The sequence below is a fragment of the Limosilactobacillus viscerum genome, from assembly GCF_947387525.1.
GTDB classification, from domain to species: Bacteria; Bacillota; Bacilli; order Lactobacillales; family Lactobacillaceae; genus Limosilactobacillus; species Limosilactobacillus viscerum.
In genome coordinates this window covers 1-14909 of record NZ_CANDNW010000006.1, presented here as the reverse complement: position 1 = coordinate 14909, position 14909 = coordinate 1, and the positions used below count along the sequence as shown (strand labels likewise).

General features: G+C 45.2%; 15 protein-coding genes and 2 pseudogenes. 5 read left to right on the top strand and 12 right to left on the bottom strand.

The window, feature by feature from the left end; genetic code table 11:
• From QOS07_RS02970 to QOS07_RS02960, 3 genes are read left to right on the top strand one after another with little or no spacing between them, the layout of a single operon-like run.
• A complete protein-coding gene (locus QOS07_RS02970; protein WP_283587519.1) occupies positions 1 to 795 on the top strand; it encodes a tyrosine-protein phosphatase in 795 nt (264 codons plus the stop codon).
• A 37-nt stretch (positions 796 to 832) separates the two neighbouring features.
• On the top strand, positions 833 to 1339 hold the full coding sequence (locus tag QOS07_RS02965) for a YbhB/YbcL family Raf kinase inhibitor-like protein (protein WP_283587518.1): 507 nt from the start codon (positions 833 to 835) through the stop codon (positions 1337 to 1339).
• A gap of 13 nt (positions 1340 to 1352) precedes the next feature.
• On the top strand, positions 1353 to 1577 hold the full coding sequence (locus QOS07_RS02960; protein ID WP_283587517.1) for a hypothetical protein: 225 nt from the start codon (positions 1353 to 1355) through the stop codon (positions 1575 to 1577).
• Between the two features lie 124 nt (positions 1578 to 1701).
• On the opposite strand, the gene QOS07_RS02955 is transcribed toward QOS07_RS02960, so the two are convergent.
• The 3 genes from QOS07_RS02955 to QOS07_RS02945 form a co-directional block, all read right to left on the bottom strand.
• Positions 1702 to 2730 (bottom strand): NAD(P)-dependent alcohol dehydrogenase, encoded by a 1029-nt coding sequence (locus QOS07_RS02955; RefSeq protein WP_326521325.1) that lies wholly within the window; start codon positions 2728 to 2730, stop codon positions 1702 to 1704.
• 249 nt (positions 2731 to 2979) lie between these two features.
• On the bottom strand, positions 2980 to 3306 hold the full coding sequence (locus tag QOS07_RS02950) for a hypothetical protein (RefSeq protein ID WP_283587516.1): 327 nt from the start codon (positions 3304 to 3306) through the stop codon (positions 2980 to 2982).
• Between the two features lie 15 nt (positions 3307 to 3321).
• Entirely contained in the window at positions 3322 to 4437 is a 1116-nt protein-coding gene (locus tag QOS07_RS02945) for a hypothetical protein (protein ID WP_283587515.1), read from the bottom strand.
• An 85-nt stretch (positions 4438 to 4522) separates the two neighbouring features.
• Between QOS07_RS02945 and greA the strand changes: the two genes are divergently transcribed.
• Together greA and pnuC are read left to right on the top strand one after the other, a co-directional pair.
• Complete coding sequence (greA, locus tag QOS07_RS02940) at positions 4523 to 5029, top strand: transcription elongation factor GreA (protein ID WP_283587514.1); 507 nt, start codon at positions 4523 to 4525, stop codon at positions 5027 to 5029.
• A gap of 175 nt (positions 5030 to 5204) precedes the next feature.
• Positions 5205 to 5957, top strand: coding sequence for a nicotinamide riboside transporter PnuC (pnuC, locus tag QOS07_RS02935; RefSeq protein WP_283587513.1), 753 nt, complete (start codon positions 5205 to 5207; stop codon positions 5955 to 5957).
• Between the two features lie 229 nt (positions 5958 to 6186).
• On the opposite strand, the gene QOS07_RS02930 is transcribed toward pnuC, so the two are convergent.
• The 9 genes and pseudogenes from QOS07_RS02930 to QOS07_RS02890 all read right to left on the bottom strand — a co-directional run.
• The gene (locus tag QOS07_RS02930) at positions 6187 to 7173 is read right to left on the bottom strand and encodes a D-2-hydroxyacid dehydrogenase (protein ID WP_283587512.1); all 987 of its coding nucleotides are present in this window, start codon (positions 7171 to 7173) and stop codon (positions 6187 to 6189) included.
• Between the two features lie 16 nt (positions 7174 to 7189).
• A complete protein-coding gene (locus QOS07_RS02925) occupies positions 7190 to 8341 on the bottom strand; it encodes an aminotransferase class I/II-fold pyridoxal phosphate-dependent enzyme (RefSeq protein WP_283587511.1) in 1152 nt (383 codons plus the stop codon).
• 371 nt (positions 8342 to 8712) lie between these two features.
• Positions 8713 to 10206 (bottom strand): cardiolipin synthase, encoded by a 1494-nt coding sequence (gene cls / locus QOS07_RS02920; protein ID WP_283587510.1) that lies wholly within the window; start codon positions 10204 to 10206, stop codon positions 8713 to 8715.
• A 41-nt stretch (positions 10207 to 10247) separates the two neighbouring features.
• Complete coding sequence (locus QOS07_RS02915) at positions 10248 to 11420, bottom strand: MFS transporter (protein WP_283587509.1); 1173 nt, start codon at positions 11418 to 11420, stop codon at positions 10248 to 10250.
• Between the two features lie 73 nt (positions 11421 to 11493).
• Positions 11494 to 11759 (bottom strand): annotated as a pseudogene (locus QOS07_RS02910) (hypothetical protein).
• A gap of 71 nt (positions 11760 to 11830) precedes the next feature.
• Positions 11831 to 12034: pseudogene (locus tag QOS07_RS02905) on the bottom strand (hypothetical protein).
• Between the two features lie 82 nt (positions 12035 to 12116).
• Positions 12117 to 13040 (bottom strand): IS30 family transposase, encoded by a 924-nt coding sequence (locus tag QOS07_RS02900; RefSeq protein ID WP_229396593.1) that lies wholly within the window; start codon positions 13038 to 13040, stop codon positions 12117 to 12119.
• Positions 13041 to 13185: 145 nt separating this feature from the next.
• The gene (gene scrK / locus QOS07_RS02895; protein WP_283587508.1) at positions 13186 to 14064 is read right to left on the bottom strand and encodes a fructokinase ScrK; all 879 of its coding nucleotides are present in this window, start codon (positions 14062 to 14064) and stop codon (positions 13186 to 13188) included.
• An 18-nt stretch (positions 14065 to 14082) separates the two neighbouring features.
• Positions 14083 to 14909 (bottom strand): glucose-6-phosphate isomerase (locus QOS07_RS02890; RefSeq protein WP_283587507.1); only part of this gene is annotated, 827 nt, incomplete at its 5' end.

Here is a 14909-nt window from a genome sequence, read left to right as displayed (position 1 = left end):
ATGACACATCAACGACTACTAGCAATTAAAAACGGTTATAACTTCCGGGAACTTGGTGGCTACGAAACCACCACGGGGCAAACGATTAAGTGGGGTCGTTTGATCCGGTCAGGTGGACTGGGAAGGCTCGATAATAATGATGAACAGCTGTTAAGCAACGTCCCCGTCACGGTTGATATCGACTTCCGCTCTAAGCCAGAAGTTGCTGCTAATCCCGACCAGGTGCCGCCAACAGCTGACTATTACAATCTTCCTGTTTTTGACATTGACGTAACTAATGCTTCGCGGAGTGACGAGGAAATCGCTAAGAAGATGCAAGAAGTTGGCAATGGGTTTGAACACATGAAAATGGAATATGGCCAGATGGCTAAAATCCCTAGTGCTAAGCATGCCTACCAGCAAATGTTCCACCTTCTCTTGACTAACGAATCCGGCGCAACCCTCTTCCACTGTACTGCTGGCAAAGACCGGACTAGCTTCGGCGCCTTCTTGATCATGACGGCATTAGGTGTTCCACGTGAAACAATTTTTAAAGACTACCTGCTGACCAACGAAGTAACCGCAAAGTTCCGCGATCAATGGTTGAAGCAACTGCGTAATACCACTAAAAATCTGGGAAACCTTGACGCCGTGGTTAAAAATCGTGGCTACATGATTGCTGCTTACCGTGAATACTTGGAAAACGCGATCAAGGTGGTAGACCAGCTTGCCGGCAGCCCTGAAAACTACCTCACTGACTACCTCGGCCTTTCAAAGGGTGACATTACTGACCTCCGTCGTTTATATCTCGACTGATATCGGGTATAATTATTGGCATAAGGAGGAATTGCTAATGCAAATTTCTGTTCCACTGGTCAATGACTTATTACCGGACGAGTATGGTAAGTATGCTCCAGCTAATGAGATGCTTGCTGACCACCCGATTAAGTCATTCCCCATTAAAATTTCTGATGCTCCGGCGGGAACCAAGTCATATGCCCTTGTCTTTATTGACTTTGACTCAACACCCGTCTGTGGTTTTACGTGGATCCATTGGTTAGCAGCTAACATTCCAGCAACGATGACTGAAATCCCGGCAGGTGCAAGCCGGAATGCAAATGGTCAATTTGTCCAGGGCAAGAACAGCAATGCTGGCCCTTTGGTCAATGGTGACGACCGGATCATCCAAGGTTATGTTGGCCCGCAGCCACCGGACAAGAACCACGACTACACGTTGACGGTATATGCGCTTAATACGACACTGCCCCTTGATGATGGTTACTGGCTGAATGAATTTCTTCACGCAGCTAAGGGACACGTACTCGCCGAAGCTAAAGCAACTCTCCCCAGCCGTGCTTAAGGAAGTGATAGATATGGAAACACGAATCTTTTTCAACCCTGGTGACTCAGTTGCCAACATCCACGACTACAATGAAGCTGTCCGTAAGGGGCAAATCTTCAAGCGGGAACGTCGTAGTGATGATTTAGTGATTGCCAAGGGTCCCGACGATGAAGAATATGCAATCTTCTATGCCAAGGATGCTCTCCCTGCTGAACGCAAGGAATCAAAGCCATACGAAGTTAAGAAGAAGTTGTAAATTATAGGAGCACAGGAGCGGTTTTCGATTCAAAACTGTTCCCGATACAGAGATAGCCCGCTAGTGTTCATCACTTGATGATGGATGCTAGCGGGCTATTCATGTATTATGCTGGTTACTTTATTCAAAAAACAATTACTGGTTTAATAACTTTCCCGCCTGTAAAATCATCAAAAGCCTGATTAATTTCGTTAAACGAGTAAAACTTCATCAGTTTATCAACAGGAAATTTGCCGGTCTTAAAGTATTGGATTAACTTTGGAATAAAGAGTTGTGGAATGGCATCACCTTCAATTAATCCAATAATCTGCTTTGACTCACCCATAATATCCATCCCGGTTAAATCAAGCTTACCGGCGATACCAATTAAGTAGAGTTTCCCATCAGTTCCTAACGAGTGAAGGAGTTCCGTAATCAACGGACCATAACCAATAGAATCAACTGCATAGTTTAAACCTTCAGGAACAATTTCACGAATTGCTTTCTCAACGTCAGTTACTTTTGCAGTATTAATAACGTCGGTTGCACCTAGTTCCTTTGCAATCGCCAACTTATCATCATGACGGTCAATTACTATTAGGTGCTCCGGGTTATATAAGTTAGCAGCCATTACGGCAGCTAATCCAACACCACCGGCACCGGTAATCACAATACTACTTGCAAATTCTGGCTTAACATCATTAAGAATCGTCCCAGCACCGGTTTGAAAGCCGCATCCCATTGACCCGAGATACTTCAAATCAACTTCGGGGTCAACCTTAATCACGTTATGTTCATCGGCCACGATATGGGTTGCTAGTGAAGATTGGCCGAAGAAAGTACTGATATCTTGGCCGTCAAGTGTATGAATACGATGCGTTCCATCATAGTTAGTTCCACCAAAGCAAAGCTCATTTAAATGAACACATTTTGCAGGGTGTCCAGATAGGCAATTCTTGCAATGCCCGCAATAACCAAAGGAAACTACAACATGGTCGCCCGGCTTTACTGATTGAACGGTGCTGCCAACCTTTTCTACAATTCCTGCTCCTTCATGTCCCAGCGCAACCGGGTATGGCGTCATTCCCATATCACGACCAGCAACATCGGTATGACAGATTCCAGTAGCAACGGTCCTAATTAAAACTTCATTAGGCTTGGGGTCATCTAGAATAACTTCTTCAACCTTGATTGGTTCTCCTTCCCTTTAGCAATGGTAGCTTTAATCTTCAACTTATCCACTTCCTAAGTTAGTAATATTCAGCATTTATTTTAACATATGTAAACGCACACGTGAACATATGTTGAAATAATGGTGGTCATCTACCATCTGCCAAAATTTATTAGGATGACCATCCCCTTAGACTAAAGAGGAGGCTAGGAAGAAGCAAAAGTTTCTTTCTAGTCTCCTCTTTGTTACCTACTAACGGCCACCAACTAACTTGGTTGTTTCATCTTCCAAGCGGAGGGTCAGTTCATCAGCATTTTTACGAAAGTCATCAACAAAGCTTGCACCAACCGGACTAACTTTACCAACTGACTTCCCCATGAAGTCAGTTACCTCTAAGTCGTCCCCGGACCACTTAACATCATCATAGTGACCTTCTAGAGCTTCGTCGAATAAAGCTTGCAGAATGTCGCGCACCGCATTTTTGATGACTTCATCTTCTGTAACATCTTCACCATGTAGCTTGCGTTGTGCAACCTGCATTACGACATCGTCCATACTTTGCGGAATTTCAACACTCATCAGCAATCTTCCTTCCTACTTTTTACGACGCTTCTTCCGTCGTGCTTTCTTGCTAAACTTAATTCCCTTTGGTGCCCGGTGTTTGATACTCCCAGCTTGTTGGCTTTGCCGCTGAGCTTGTTGCTGCTTAGCCATCTGTTCGCGTTCGTATTCGCTCCATGGATTGAGAAGGGTCCGCATAAAGCCGGCTACTTCTTGGCGGTGGTCATCCATCCACTTCTCAGCATTTTTAATGTCATCGGTATCAATCCCGTTGCTCCGGATAAAGGAAAGCATCAACTGAGTTTCCCGGTCCTTCCGGCTCAAACTAGCAAGCATATCCTGAGAAGGCTGCATCTTAGCAATTGCCTTCAATGCTGTCCGGTACTGCTCCATTTCAATCTGCTTGGTCCGCTTCAAGTAGTCAAATAACGCCTGAGCAGTTGGCACAATGTTCTTGATTTGCTTTGGTGTAATGTCCGGGTCAAGTGGCATCATCATCCCTAAGACTCGTTGTAAGTCATGGAACTCCCAGCTTCCTGGATATTCATTACACTCCTGGGCCATTAACTTAATAAACTGGGCAATTATGTATTGTTGTCCCGCCCCGTCAAGTTCTTGGTTCTGAAATTCTGGTTCAACGGTCACTGCTTTGACACAGTCGTCACTAAACTTCGCCAGCTCATCCTTTGATAATGGCTTAACTTTCTTGTTGTCATCACTGGATTCTTTCTTAGCAGACTTCTTGCTTACTTTCTTAGTAGCTAGCTTAGGGGCCGGTTGACCACCCTTCAGTTCAGCCCATGTTTTGTGAACCTTCCGGCAACTATTCATGTTTGCCCGCTGGTCGTCGATTGCGGCGGTTAACTCTTTCAAGTTATCAACCTTTAAGAAAGTTAAGTAGGCCTTTAATACTGGGGCTACTGCGATCCCAAACTGGTTCGTCAGCGCTGGATCAGCAATAAAGTCACCAACCATAACCTCCTTCACCGCTTGGGGCGTCCACGCGGTGTCGGCCAGGTGCTGTTCATCCATCATGTGCTGACTAAAACGGTTCAAGATATCTTGAGCGTGCTTTTGCTGGTTAGCAGATAGCTGATTGTACGTGGACGAAGCAAGGAACTCTTTGATATGTCCTTCTTGTTCGTTCATACTCGAATACTCCTCCGTATAAATTGAATTTTCCTATCTATCATATCATAATTGGGGAGCAAAGAATAAATGGGGGTTATTTCAGATGCAAAAGAAGAAACTGCAAGAAGCAATGAAACATGTCTATTTTCAAAAAATGACTATGAGCGGCTACCAGGAAATTGAAGATGAAATCGCTCAACTACAGGCGGCACGGCCAGCAAAGATTGAGCAATTAAAGGCGGCACGGGCCCTCGGTGACCTATCCGAAAACACCGAGTATAGCACAGCCAAACGCGAACTTCGTCACCTTGAAAGCCGCCTACGGTTCCTCAACAAGCAGCTCCAGTATTCACAAATCGTTGATCCTAGCTCTGCCAATGAAGTTGACCTGGGCACCACCGTTACCCTCCGTTTTGAAGATGATGACGATGTCACTACCTACCAGATTGTTGGCAAACAGGAGGCCGACCTGGCTAAGCAGAAAGTTTCCTTTGATTCGCCACTAGGACAAGCAATTATTCATCAACCAGCTGGTAAAACCGTCACGGTGCAGGCCCCCCAAGCCTCCTACCAGGTCACCATTATCAAAATCGACCTAACCGCAAAATAAAAATTTCACGGTAACTTAAGCGCTACCACTTCCGAAAAGTTAGCTCATTGTCCAGCTAATCAAATGATCAGCCACAATATTTTGTGCTTGCAATCGGTAAAACAGGCCATTAAAATACCATATGTTGTGTCCGTAGCGCTATGGACCACTAAATTCTATATCTAGGGGTTCAATTATGTTAACGAGTTATTTTAAATTTCTTGCCCACCAGCTAAAAGGCTGGCCACAGCAAAACTACTACTTATTTTTCTTCAGCCTTGGCTGCCAGATTATGACCCTGGCTAGTACGCCGATTACCTGGCTGACGGTCATTACTTTTATTGGAACAACCCTGGGGGTGCTCTGCGTTCTAGCTATTAATGCGGCTAAGTCAGTTAACGGGGTACTCGGGATCTTATCGGCCATTTGCTTTATCATTGTTGGGTTTAACGCCAAAAATTACCTTAGCATTGGTGAACAAGTTGCCTACATGCTGACGTTGGACATCCCCGTCCTTCTTTCGGCAAACTGGAACATTAATATGGCTTCAAAAATCCGCCATTTTACCGTGCGTAGTTGGTTTGTCGCTATTATTGCCACTGGACTAGTCTACCTCGCCTCTGGTTACCTGATCGGCCACCTCACTGACGACCCCCGTCCATGGATTGATGCAATCAGTTTTTCAATTAGTCTGACGGCCGGAGTTATCTGTTTCCTGCGGTTTAACAACCAGTACTTCTGGTGGCTAGCCTCGGGAATTGCCCAGTTAGTTCTCTGGTTTGTCTCTTACCGGCAAGGTTCTGCTACACTCGCGATGGCAGTTAATAGTTCCATCTACGTGATTAATGACATTTTAGCCTTCACAATTTCACCATGGTATAACCAGAAGGAACGCGAACGAGTCAGTGCCGAAGAAAAGACTTACGTCGAAAAGATGGGAATTGATTAACAGGTTACATCTTGCATGGTTGTTGAAGCTGTAAGCGCAAAAGGAAAATTTTAAATGTTATTAACACACTTTGGCCAGGCTATTAACATTCCTTGCTAGTTATTAACACACTTTAGCCACGAAAAATTCAGCTAACAAGTTGTGGTGGAAGTCCACTATATAAAAACAAAAATCCCCGCTGACGTCCGTCAAGTAACGAACGCTAGCGGGGATTTTATTCTCACAGGATTTAATTAAATACTTCAAATTGTGGCCGCTTGCCATTGACGATGGCAACCACGTCATCAAGCCCCATGGCAACCATATTCTTCATTGCCGTATCAGTATAGAAGGCACTGTGGGGCGAAATTAAGACGTTTGGCATTGCCCGCAATGTCTTGTAGTCTTCAGGAATTTCATCCGGAGTGGCCTGCTTTTCAAAAAATTGACCCTCATCAGCTAATGTATCCAAGGCTGCACCAGCAATCTCCTTGTTCTTCAGTGCATCAATCAAATCATTAGCATTAACAATGCCACCACGGGCCATATTAATCAGGTAAGCAGTTGGCTTCATCTTCTTGAAGGTGTCACTGTTAAAGAGATTTTCAGTCGTCTTATCAAGCGGCGTGTGGACAGTCACAATATCTGCCGTCTTCAGTAAAGTATCCTGGTCAGTATATTCAAGGTAAGGATTCAATTCCACCCGGTGAATTGGGTCCGTCGCAATAACCTTGGCGCCTAATGCAGAATATAATTGGGCGCTTGCACCACCAATATGGCCGGCACCAATAATCCCAACGGTTAAGTTATAAATTTCAGTGCTTTCCAGGCCAGCCCACCGAAAGTCTAAATTATCCATCCGCTGGTCATAATAGCCAAGCTTACGAACAAGACGGAGCGCCTGTGTTAGGCCCATTTCAGCAATTGCCCGTGGCGAATATGCAGGAACGTTAGTAACAATTAGGTCGTACTTCTTAGCCAGGTCAAAGTCAATCATGTCATACCCAACCATCCGGGCGGTTAATTGCTTGATTCCGTATTCGTGAAGCTTTTGATATACTTCAGGGTCCAACGGTTGGGTCTGTTGAAAGTCAATACCATCAAAGCCCTTGGCCCATTCGACCGTTTCCTTGTTTAGACGTTCGTCAACGCACTTTACTTCGACTCCCGTTTTTTCTGACCATTCCTTGATATACTTTTTTTCCGGTTCAAGGACCGCATACATTAAAATTTTCATTCCCTAAGTGCCCTCCTTACCAGGTAAGCTTCTTCATTTTTTCAACTGCTTCTTGGAGCTTGTCGAGTGGCTGGGTTGCCGCAATCCGAACAAAGCCCTCACCACATTTACCAAAGGCCAGGCCAGGTACAACCAGAATCCCGGCCTTCTTAAGCAGCTGGTCGGCAAAATCAACGGAACCAAGGCCAGTTGCACGAATATCGGCGAAAACATAAATACTTCCCTCAACCGGGCTGACATCGAGCCAGTCAATTTTCGGCAATTCCTGTTGCAGGTAATTTAACCGCTTCTGGAATGCACCGACAATCGGAGCAACTAACTCATCGTGGTGTTGCAGGCCGTATAATGCAGCCTCCTGCGACATCGTTGGCGCAGTAAAGGTAACCGAATCATTAACGGTATTAGCAGCGGTAATTAACCAGTCAGGGCCGATTAGGTAGCCGATCCGCCAGCCCGTCATTGCAAAGCTCTTTGACATCCCACTAACGATTACCACGTTGTCGGGTGCAAACTTAGCAATTGGCGTAAACTTCTTATCTGCCATTACATAATCGGAGTAAATTTCATCACTAAAGATCAGTAGGTCGTCCTTGATTGCCAGGTCGGCCAACGCCTTAGCTTCTTCAGCTGTCATCACATTGCCAGACGGGTTGTTTGGCGTGTTAATAATGATTGCCTTTGTCTTCGGGGTAACCTTCTTTGCAATTTCAGCGGCATCAATCTTAAAACCATCTTCCGGCTTACCGTCAACAATCACTGGCGTCCCGTTGGCAATCTTAACTTGGTCAATGTATGGTGAAAAACATGGTTCCGGAATAATTACTTCGTCACCTGGGTCGAGGATTGCTTCAAGGGCGACAAACAGTGCGTGTTCTGCCCCCACCGTTACCAGCACCTGTGACTGGTCATAATTAAGCTGATACTTTTCCTGGTAGAAATTACAGATAGCTTGACGGAGTTCGGGTAAGCCCTCGGCAGCAGTGTAGTGGGTCATCCCCTGCTTGGTCTTCGCAAAGGCTGCCTCAATAATTGGTTGGGGAGTAGTGAAATTAGGATCCCCCACTGACAAGTCAATCACATCATCCATCTTAGCGGCTAATGCACAAACATCGGCTAAGATATTTGATGCTGGCTTTTGGTACGCTTTACTCAAAATTGAACTATCCATAATTGGTCCTCCATTCATTTCCGTCATTATTTATGGAATAGTATAGTCTTTTTCATTCAATAAGTCTACATATTTATGCAATTAAAATGAATAATATTAGAGATTGTGAATACTTATGAACAACAAAGGGTCTATGACAAAACTCGGTTTTGTCATAGACCCTTGTTTTAGCTCCGAATATTACAGAGATATCGCGTGACCCAACCCAGGGCCCTAGTGTCTAGCTACGGACAATCGCTAGCCCGTTCCGTGCTAACGATCCTCCTATGCTAGCCATACCAAATAGGCTAACTTCGTGTCGCAGGCCCTAACCGGGTTGTGGCACAGCTCCTTTGTTGAATATTCATATTAATCGTGGAGGAAAATGTAAATTATAAGACCGGTGATAGCAGACGAGAGAAGTACTGTTTAAACTTCCGCCATTTAGACTGGTTAGCAAAGTATTCTGACGTCAGCAACGTGCTGTCCTTAATATCGTCTTCAAAGATCTGTTTTAGCTGTGCTGTCAACTCTTCATTGTAGCAAAAGGCATTGGCTTCCCAGTTAAGGCGGTAACTCCGAAAGTCCTGGTTAGCGGAACCAACCGATGCCAAGTTTTGACCACTAACAACCGTCTTGGCATGAATAAAGCCGTTATTATACTTATAAACTTTCACACCATTATTCACTAAGTACTTAGCATAGTATTCCGTTGCCCGGTAGACAAACGGGTGGTCCGGCATACATGGGACCATCACCCGAACATCAATCCCACTCCGGGCGGCAATTACCAATGACTCCAAAATTGGTTCTCCCGGAATCAAGTACGGTGTCTGGATGTAAACATACTTCCGGGCAGTCGAAATGATCGATTCATACCCCCGCCGGATTGCAAAGTTATCGCTATCTGGTCCAGAAGAAACAATCTGCATTGTGACGTCCTTATCCGGATCCGTCGGCCGTTCAATCGTAAAGTCAGTTAGTAGTTTTTCAATATCGATTCGTTCCTTATCCGTCTTCCGGCAGGTGGTATTCCAATCCATTGCAAACCGGCCAGTCAGCGCAATCGCGGCCTGACCAACAATCCGTAGGTGGGTATCCCGCCAGTAGCCAAACTTAGGCATCTTGCCGACATATTGATCACCGACATTAAAGCCACCAATATAGCCAATTTTTCCATCGATAACCACAATCTTCCGGTGGAGGTGGTAATTCAGCCGTGGTGTGGTAACCCGCTTATTAGCTTTGGAATTAAATGGTTGCGCCTCGCCACCAAGCTCTTCTAAGTGGGCAAAGAACTTGTAAGTTGTTCCCCGGGAACCACTGAGGTCGTAAAGTACCTTCACTTTGACTCCCCGTTGTGCCGCCCGTTCAAGCGCTGCTAAAATTTTCTTGCCAAGTTCATCCGAATAGAAGGTATAAAACTCAACATAAATATGGTCCTGTGCCTGGTCAAAATCAGCAATCATTTTAGAAAAGAGCTGTTCACCATCAATAAAAACCTTCACCCGGTTATTAAACGTCACCGGTGCATCATCCAGGCTGGCCGACAGACTAACTAATTGACGTGCCCGCGCCAACTTGCCATGCTGAAGCAACAGCTTGTGTTTTTCTAATAATTCTTCCTGCCGGTCAAGGATCTTCTTTCGAAAGGCCCACTGTTCGGCACGGATGCTAAAGATGTCATCATTAGAAAGCTTCCGGCCAACAAAGAGGTACAAGATAAAGCCGACCACTGGGAAAACGGAAAGCACCAGCAACCAAGCCCAGGTTGACGCAATGTCGCGCCGGGTCCGGAAAACGGTCCAAATTGCAAAGCCGATGTTAATCAGCCAGAGTACTTCGATAATGCGCCGAATAATGTCCCATGTCCAAACGATATTCATGTTGTTCCCCCTAAAACGATTTTCCTTAATTATAGCATTGCCTACCGCAGCTTTAATTCACCCGCATGTTTTCGCAAAAGCAATGCAAAAATAATTGCTAATATCCCATAAACAGCACCGACGTACCCCACCGTGGTGAGGTCCATAAAACGGACGGTTGTCGATGCAGTAAAGGAACCCAGTGAAATTCCAACATTAGCAAAAATTGACGGCAGGGAAGTAGCCAACGCCAATGACTGCGGGTAATCCTTCTCGGCAATTGCAATAAAAACAAGTTGAGTTGTTGTACCATAAGCCACAACAACAATACATAAGAGGGCAAGAACGGCCATCCCCGTCACCTGATTTTTCAATGCAGGGCCCAGTAGCAGACTGAGAACCGTCATCAGCAAGAATAATACTGGCAAGTGCCGAACACCATTGTGGCCAGCCACGAGTCCCGAGACTTCATTACCGATAATACTCATTAGTCCCAGTAACAAAAGTAACCAGTTAAGGCTCGTCAGGCTAAAGCCCATCACCGTCGTAATTAGTGGCCGAACGTAAGTATAAAAGGTGTACTGGAGGCTCAAAACAGCCACCACGATTCCAATTCCAAGGATAACTTGACGGTTCTTCAGCAATGTCAGCTGTTCACTTACCCGTCCCTTAACTTGCGGCGTTTCCCGCGGTGTTAACCAGGCAAGGAGGATAAATATAATTACCGTTAAGCCTGAAATGATCCAAAAGCTGTCATGCCAACTCAAGAGTGTGGCAATCGTCGTGCCAAGTGGAACCCCGATAACCGAGGCAATACTAAATCCAGCACCGACCCACGCCATTACCATTGGCCGCTTATCTAGCGGGGTAATAATGCTGACAAGGAGGTTAACCAGGGAAATAATAGTTCCCGCAACAAAGGCAGTTATTACCCGGGCAATTAATAGCCAGGTTAGTGATGGTGCCATTGCGGTAAGGGTATTACCAATTAGGAACACAACCATTAACGACATTAATAGCTTATAGCGGTTCCAGTTACTAGTAAGCATGGTAATTATTGGTGTGCTAATTGCGTAAACCAATGCAAAGGCAGTTACCAAAAAGCCCACCGTAGACAAGGAAGCGTGGTAGCTCCGCGCAATATCGGATAAGACCCCGACAACCATAAATTCATTGCATCCCAACATAAAAGCAACCAAGATAAATGTAAATGAGCGTAACCGTGCGTGTGCCACCGCATCCGCCTCCTTATTAAAAAAATAATTCTCTGGATTTTGACAATCCAGAGAATTATACACTGTTTATTAATTACCATGGGAATGAGGTTAAGAATGTAATTAAACCAAAGATAATTGCTGGGAAGTTTGCCCAGAACACTGCCCAGTCACGTTGGCGCTTGAAGTAGGCATAGATGCACCATAATAATCCGTTAAGTGCCGCAACCAGTGGCTGGAGTGTGCACCATAATTACCATGCAAGTTATTAATAATCTGTGGAATGTAGGAAACATACATACAGATCGCAATTACCGTCGCAACCTTACTCAAAATGCTGATAAATTTTGTCTCTTTCATAATCTCTTATACTCTCCTTATTAACTTACAACCCAAAAAGGAACCGCGTTTTGGCACAGTCCCATTTTATCCTAGTGCAACGCCGTAAAGAATGTAATGAAGGCGAAGAAAATGCCCGGGAAGTTAGCAGTGAAAACTGCTCAATCACGATTCTTCTTAAAGAAAGCGTAAATTGACCACAAGGTACAGTTAACACCAGCCACGAACGGTTGGAGCGGTGCACAATAAGCACCATGCAAGTTGTTTGAAATTTGTGGAATGTAGGAAACGTACATACAAACAGCAATTACACTTGCAACGATACTTAAAATCCGGATAAATTTATTTGGCAGATTGCAAGAAATAACTTGAACGAATTTAATGACGTAGATTAAGCAGGAAGATCTCGATTGGTGTATGCCAATTAAGACATTTAAGTGGCCGTGAATTCAGATACCAATTAATTTGAACTAGCTTGTGATCGCTTAACTCTTCAATAGCTTGGCCTTTGGGAATAAAGCGTCGTAAAACTCGGTTACGGTTCTCATTACTGCCGCGTTCATGTGGTGAATAAGCATGGGCAAAATAAACCGGAGTACCAGTTCGCTGCTCAATTGCCTGGTAGTTAGCGAACTCTTTACCATGATCTACGGTCAGCGTCTTGAGTTTGTCTTGAAGTTGACTAGCTAGTTCAAGTACGGCTTGAGTCATAGACTGACTGTCGCGACCATGGAGCCGTTTAATAATTGTCAGGCGACTCTTACGCTCCACAAAAGTGGCCACAGCTTGACCTTTACGTTTGCCAGAAAGTACGGTATCAGCTTCAAAGTGGCCGAATTCTTGGCGAGTTTCGACTTTATGAGGCCGCTCCTCAATGGAGCGGCCGTGACTGAACGTACCACGCTTTTCTTTAGCACGATGACGACGAATTCCATGATCAGGCAAATCGGGTAGCTGTACATCAAGCCAGCCTTGATCAATCCAGTTATAGACCGTCTTGTAGGCAATCCCAACTACATGGGCAACTTGTTCAGGGGACCACTTCTGGACTTGAATCTTTTCCTCGATCAAGTGTTTAAGGTTTTTAGTGAGCGAAGACTTCCGCCCCCGTTGACTAACCTTGCGTTCAAAGTCAGTTTGCGCTAGTTCAGCTTGATACTCACCGTTGAGCCGGTGAAGTTCGTTAAAGACTGTGGTTTTACTAAAGCCTAAGTAATTAGCGATGTATCGCAAGGAACGTCCTTCATTATGAAGCGTTTCAATGACAACACGGTTCTGGAATGATAAAATAGTGGTGCCCATTAAGGTCCTTCTTTCTAATGGAATGTTGAGGTAACACCATTAAAGACCTTGATGGGTTTTTCTGTCCACTTAAATGTTCAACTTAAATTTTACAATCTGCCATTTTCTTTATTCTCTTATGTCCTTCCTCAAATTAACCTGTGAATTATTCGGTGGCAGCCTTCAATGCCAAGGCAAAGTCACCGATGGTAGCAGAGCCATTGTGTTTAGCTAATGGCATACTAATGTATTCATCAACATCGCCAACATCAACGTAATTATTGAGCAGCTTCTTGAATTCGCGACGAACCTTCTTCAGGAATTCTTCGCTGACAACCCCACCACCAAAGATGATTTGGCCGGGACGGAACATCAGCGTAGTGTCCAAAGCAGCTTGGGCAACATAGTAGGCCATGATGTCCCAAACATGATCAGTCAACGGAACATCCTTACCTTTCTTACCAGTCCGTGCTTCAAAGGTTGGTCCACTAACCAGGCCTTCAAGGCAGTCGCCGTGGTAAGGGCAAATACCCTTAAAGTCTAAGTCATCTGGGTGGCGCTTCAAGCGAATGTGACCCATTTCGGGGTGCCCTAATTCGCCAACGAATTTACCGTCAATAACGGCTCCCGCACCACAACCAGTACCGATGGTGTAGTAAACCAGGGAATTAATCCGCTTGTTGAACAATGTTGACAGAACGTATTCACCATAAGCAGAACCGTTAACATCAGTCGTCCAGGCGATTGGAATGTTGAAGTGCTTCTTGAATGGGCCAACAAAGTCGGTATCAGCCCACCCCTTCTTTGGTGTGTTGGTAATGTAACCATACTTTGGTGAACTCTTCCGAATTTCAATTGGACCGAATGAAGCAATCCCAATTGCAGAAAGTTGGTCCTTGTATTGGTCAAACCAGTCAATACACTTTTGTAACGTTTCTTCTGGGGTGGTAGTTGGGATGTGAATAGAATCTTTGATTTGGTAGTTGATGTTACCAACGGCACAAACGAACTTGGTCCCACCAGCTTCAATACTTCCTAGTAACATATTATGTTCCTCCTTGGTTTATTCGTTCTTTTCCATTTCAGCACGGAGCTTCTTGCCCACTTCTTCGTAACCTGGCTTGCCCAGCAGACCAAACATGTTGGTCTTGTAAGCTTCAACTCCTGGTTGGTTGAATGGGTTGATCCCGTTCAGGTAACCAGAAATCCCCATGGCTACTTCAAAGAAGTAGATCAAGTAACCGAGCGTGTATTCATTTTCTTCTGGAATGTGAACCGTCATTACCGGTACCCCACCAGCCGTGTGGGCCGCGACTACGGCTTCATAGGCCTTGGTGTTGGCAAAGTCCATCGTCTTGCCTTCCAAGTACTTCAAACCATCCAGGTTGTCATCTTCACTAGGAATTTCAACGTCGTGGTTTGGCTTGTCCAGCTTAACAACAGTTTCCATCAGGAAGCGACGGCCTTCTTGGATGTATTGGCCAAGGGAGTGGAGGTCGGTCGTGAAGTTAGCACTTGATGGGTAAATCCCCTTTTGGTCCTTACCTTCAGATTCACCAGCCAGTTGCTTCCACCATTCGGCGAACATCCGCATGTTTGGTTCATAGTTTTCCAACAATTCAGTTTCGTAGCCCTTCCGGTAAAGGACGTTCCGGTAGGCAGCGTATTGGTAAGCTTCGTTCTTAGTCAGGTCAGGGTTAACGTAGTCCTTTTCAGCTTGGGCTGCCCCTTCCATCAGCTTATCAATGTCGGCACCAGAAGCGGCAATTGGCAGGAGACCAACTGGGCAGAGGACGGAGTAACGGCCACCAACGCCATCAGGGATCACGAAGGATTCGTAACCATTGGCATCAGCTTCAGTCTTCAAGGCACCCTTGGCCTTGTCTGTAG

Coding starts and splice junctions, on each gene's coding strand:
- QOS07_RS02970 (WP_283587519.1), top strand. CDS start 1: ATGACACATCAACGACTACTAGCAATTAAAAACGGTTATAACTTCCGG.
- QOS07_RS02965 (WP_283587518.1), top strand. CDS start 833: ATGCAAATTTCTGTTCCACTGGTCAATGACTTATTACCGGACGAGTAT.
- QOS07_RS02960 (WP_283587517.1), top strand. CDS start 1,353: ATGGAAACACGAATCTTTTTCAACCCTGGTGACTCAGTTGCCAACATC.
- QOS07_RS02950 (WP_283587516.1), bottom strand. CDS start 3,306: ATGAGTGTTGAAATTCCGCAAAGTATGGACGATGTCGTAATGCAGGTT.
- QOS07_RS02945 (WP_283587515.1), bottom strand. CDS start 4,437: ATGAACGAACAAGAAGGACATATCAAAGAGTTCCTTGCTTCGTCCACG.
- greA (WP_283587514.1), top strand. CDS start 4,523: ATGCAAAAGAAGAAACTGCAAGAAGCAATGAAACATGTCTATTTTCAA.
- pnuC (WP_283587513.1), top strand. CDS start 5,205: ATGTTAACGAGTTATTTTAAATTTCTTGCCCACCAGCTAAAAGGCTGG.
- QOS07_RS02930 (WP_283587512.1), bottom strand. CDS start 7,173: ATGAAAATTTTAATGTATGCGGTCCTTGAACCGGAAAAAAAGTATATC.
- QOS07_RS02925 (WP_283587511.1), bottom strand. CDS start 8,341: ATGGATAGTTCAATTTTGAGTAAAGCGTACCAAAAGCCAGCATCAAAT.
- cls (WP_283587510.1), bottom strand. CDS start 10,206: ATGAATATCGTTTGGACATGGGACATTATTCGGCGCATTATCGAAGTA.
- QOS07_RS02900 (WP_229396593.1), bottom strand. CDS start 13,040: ATGGGCACCACTATTTTATCATTCCAGAACCGTGTTGTCATTGAAACG.
- scrK (WP_283587508.1), bottom strand. CDS start 14,064: ATGTTACTAGGAAGTATTGAAGCTGGTGGGACCAAGTTCGTTTGTGCC.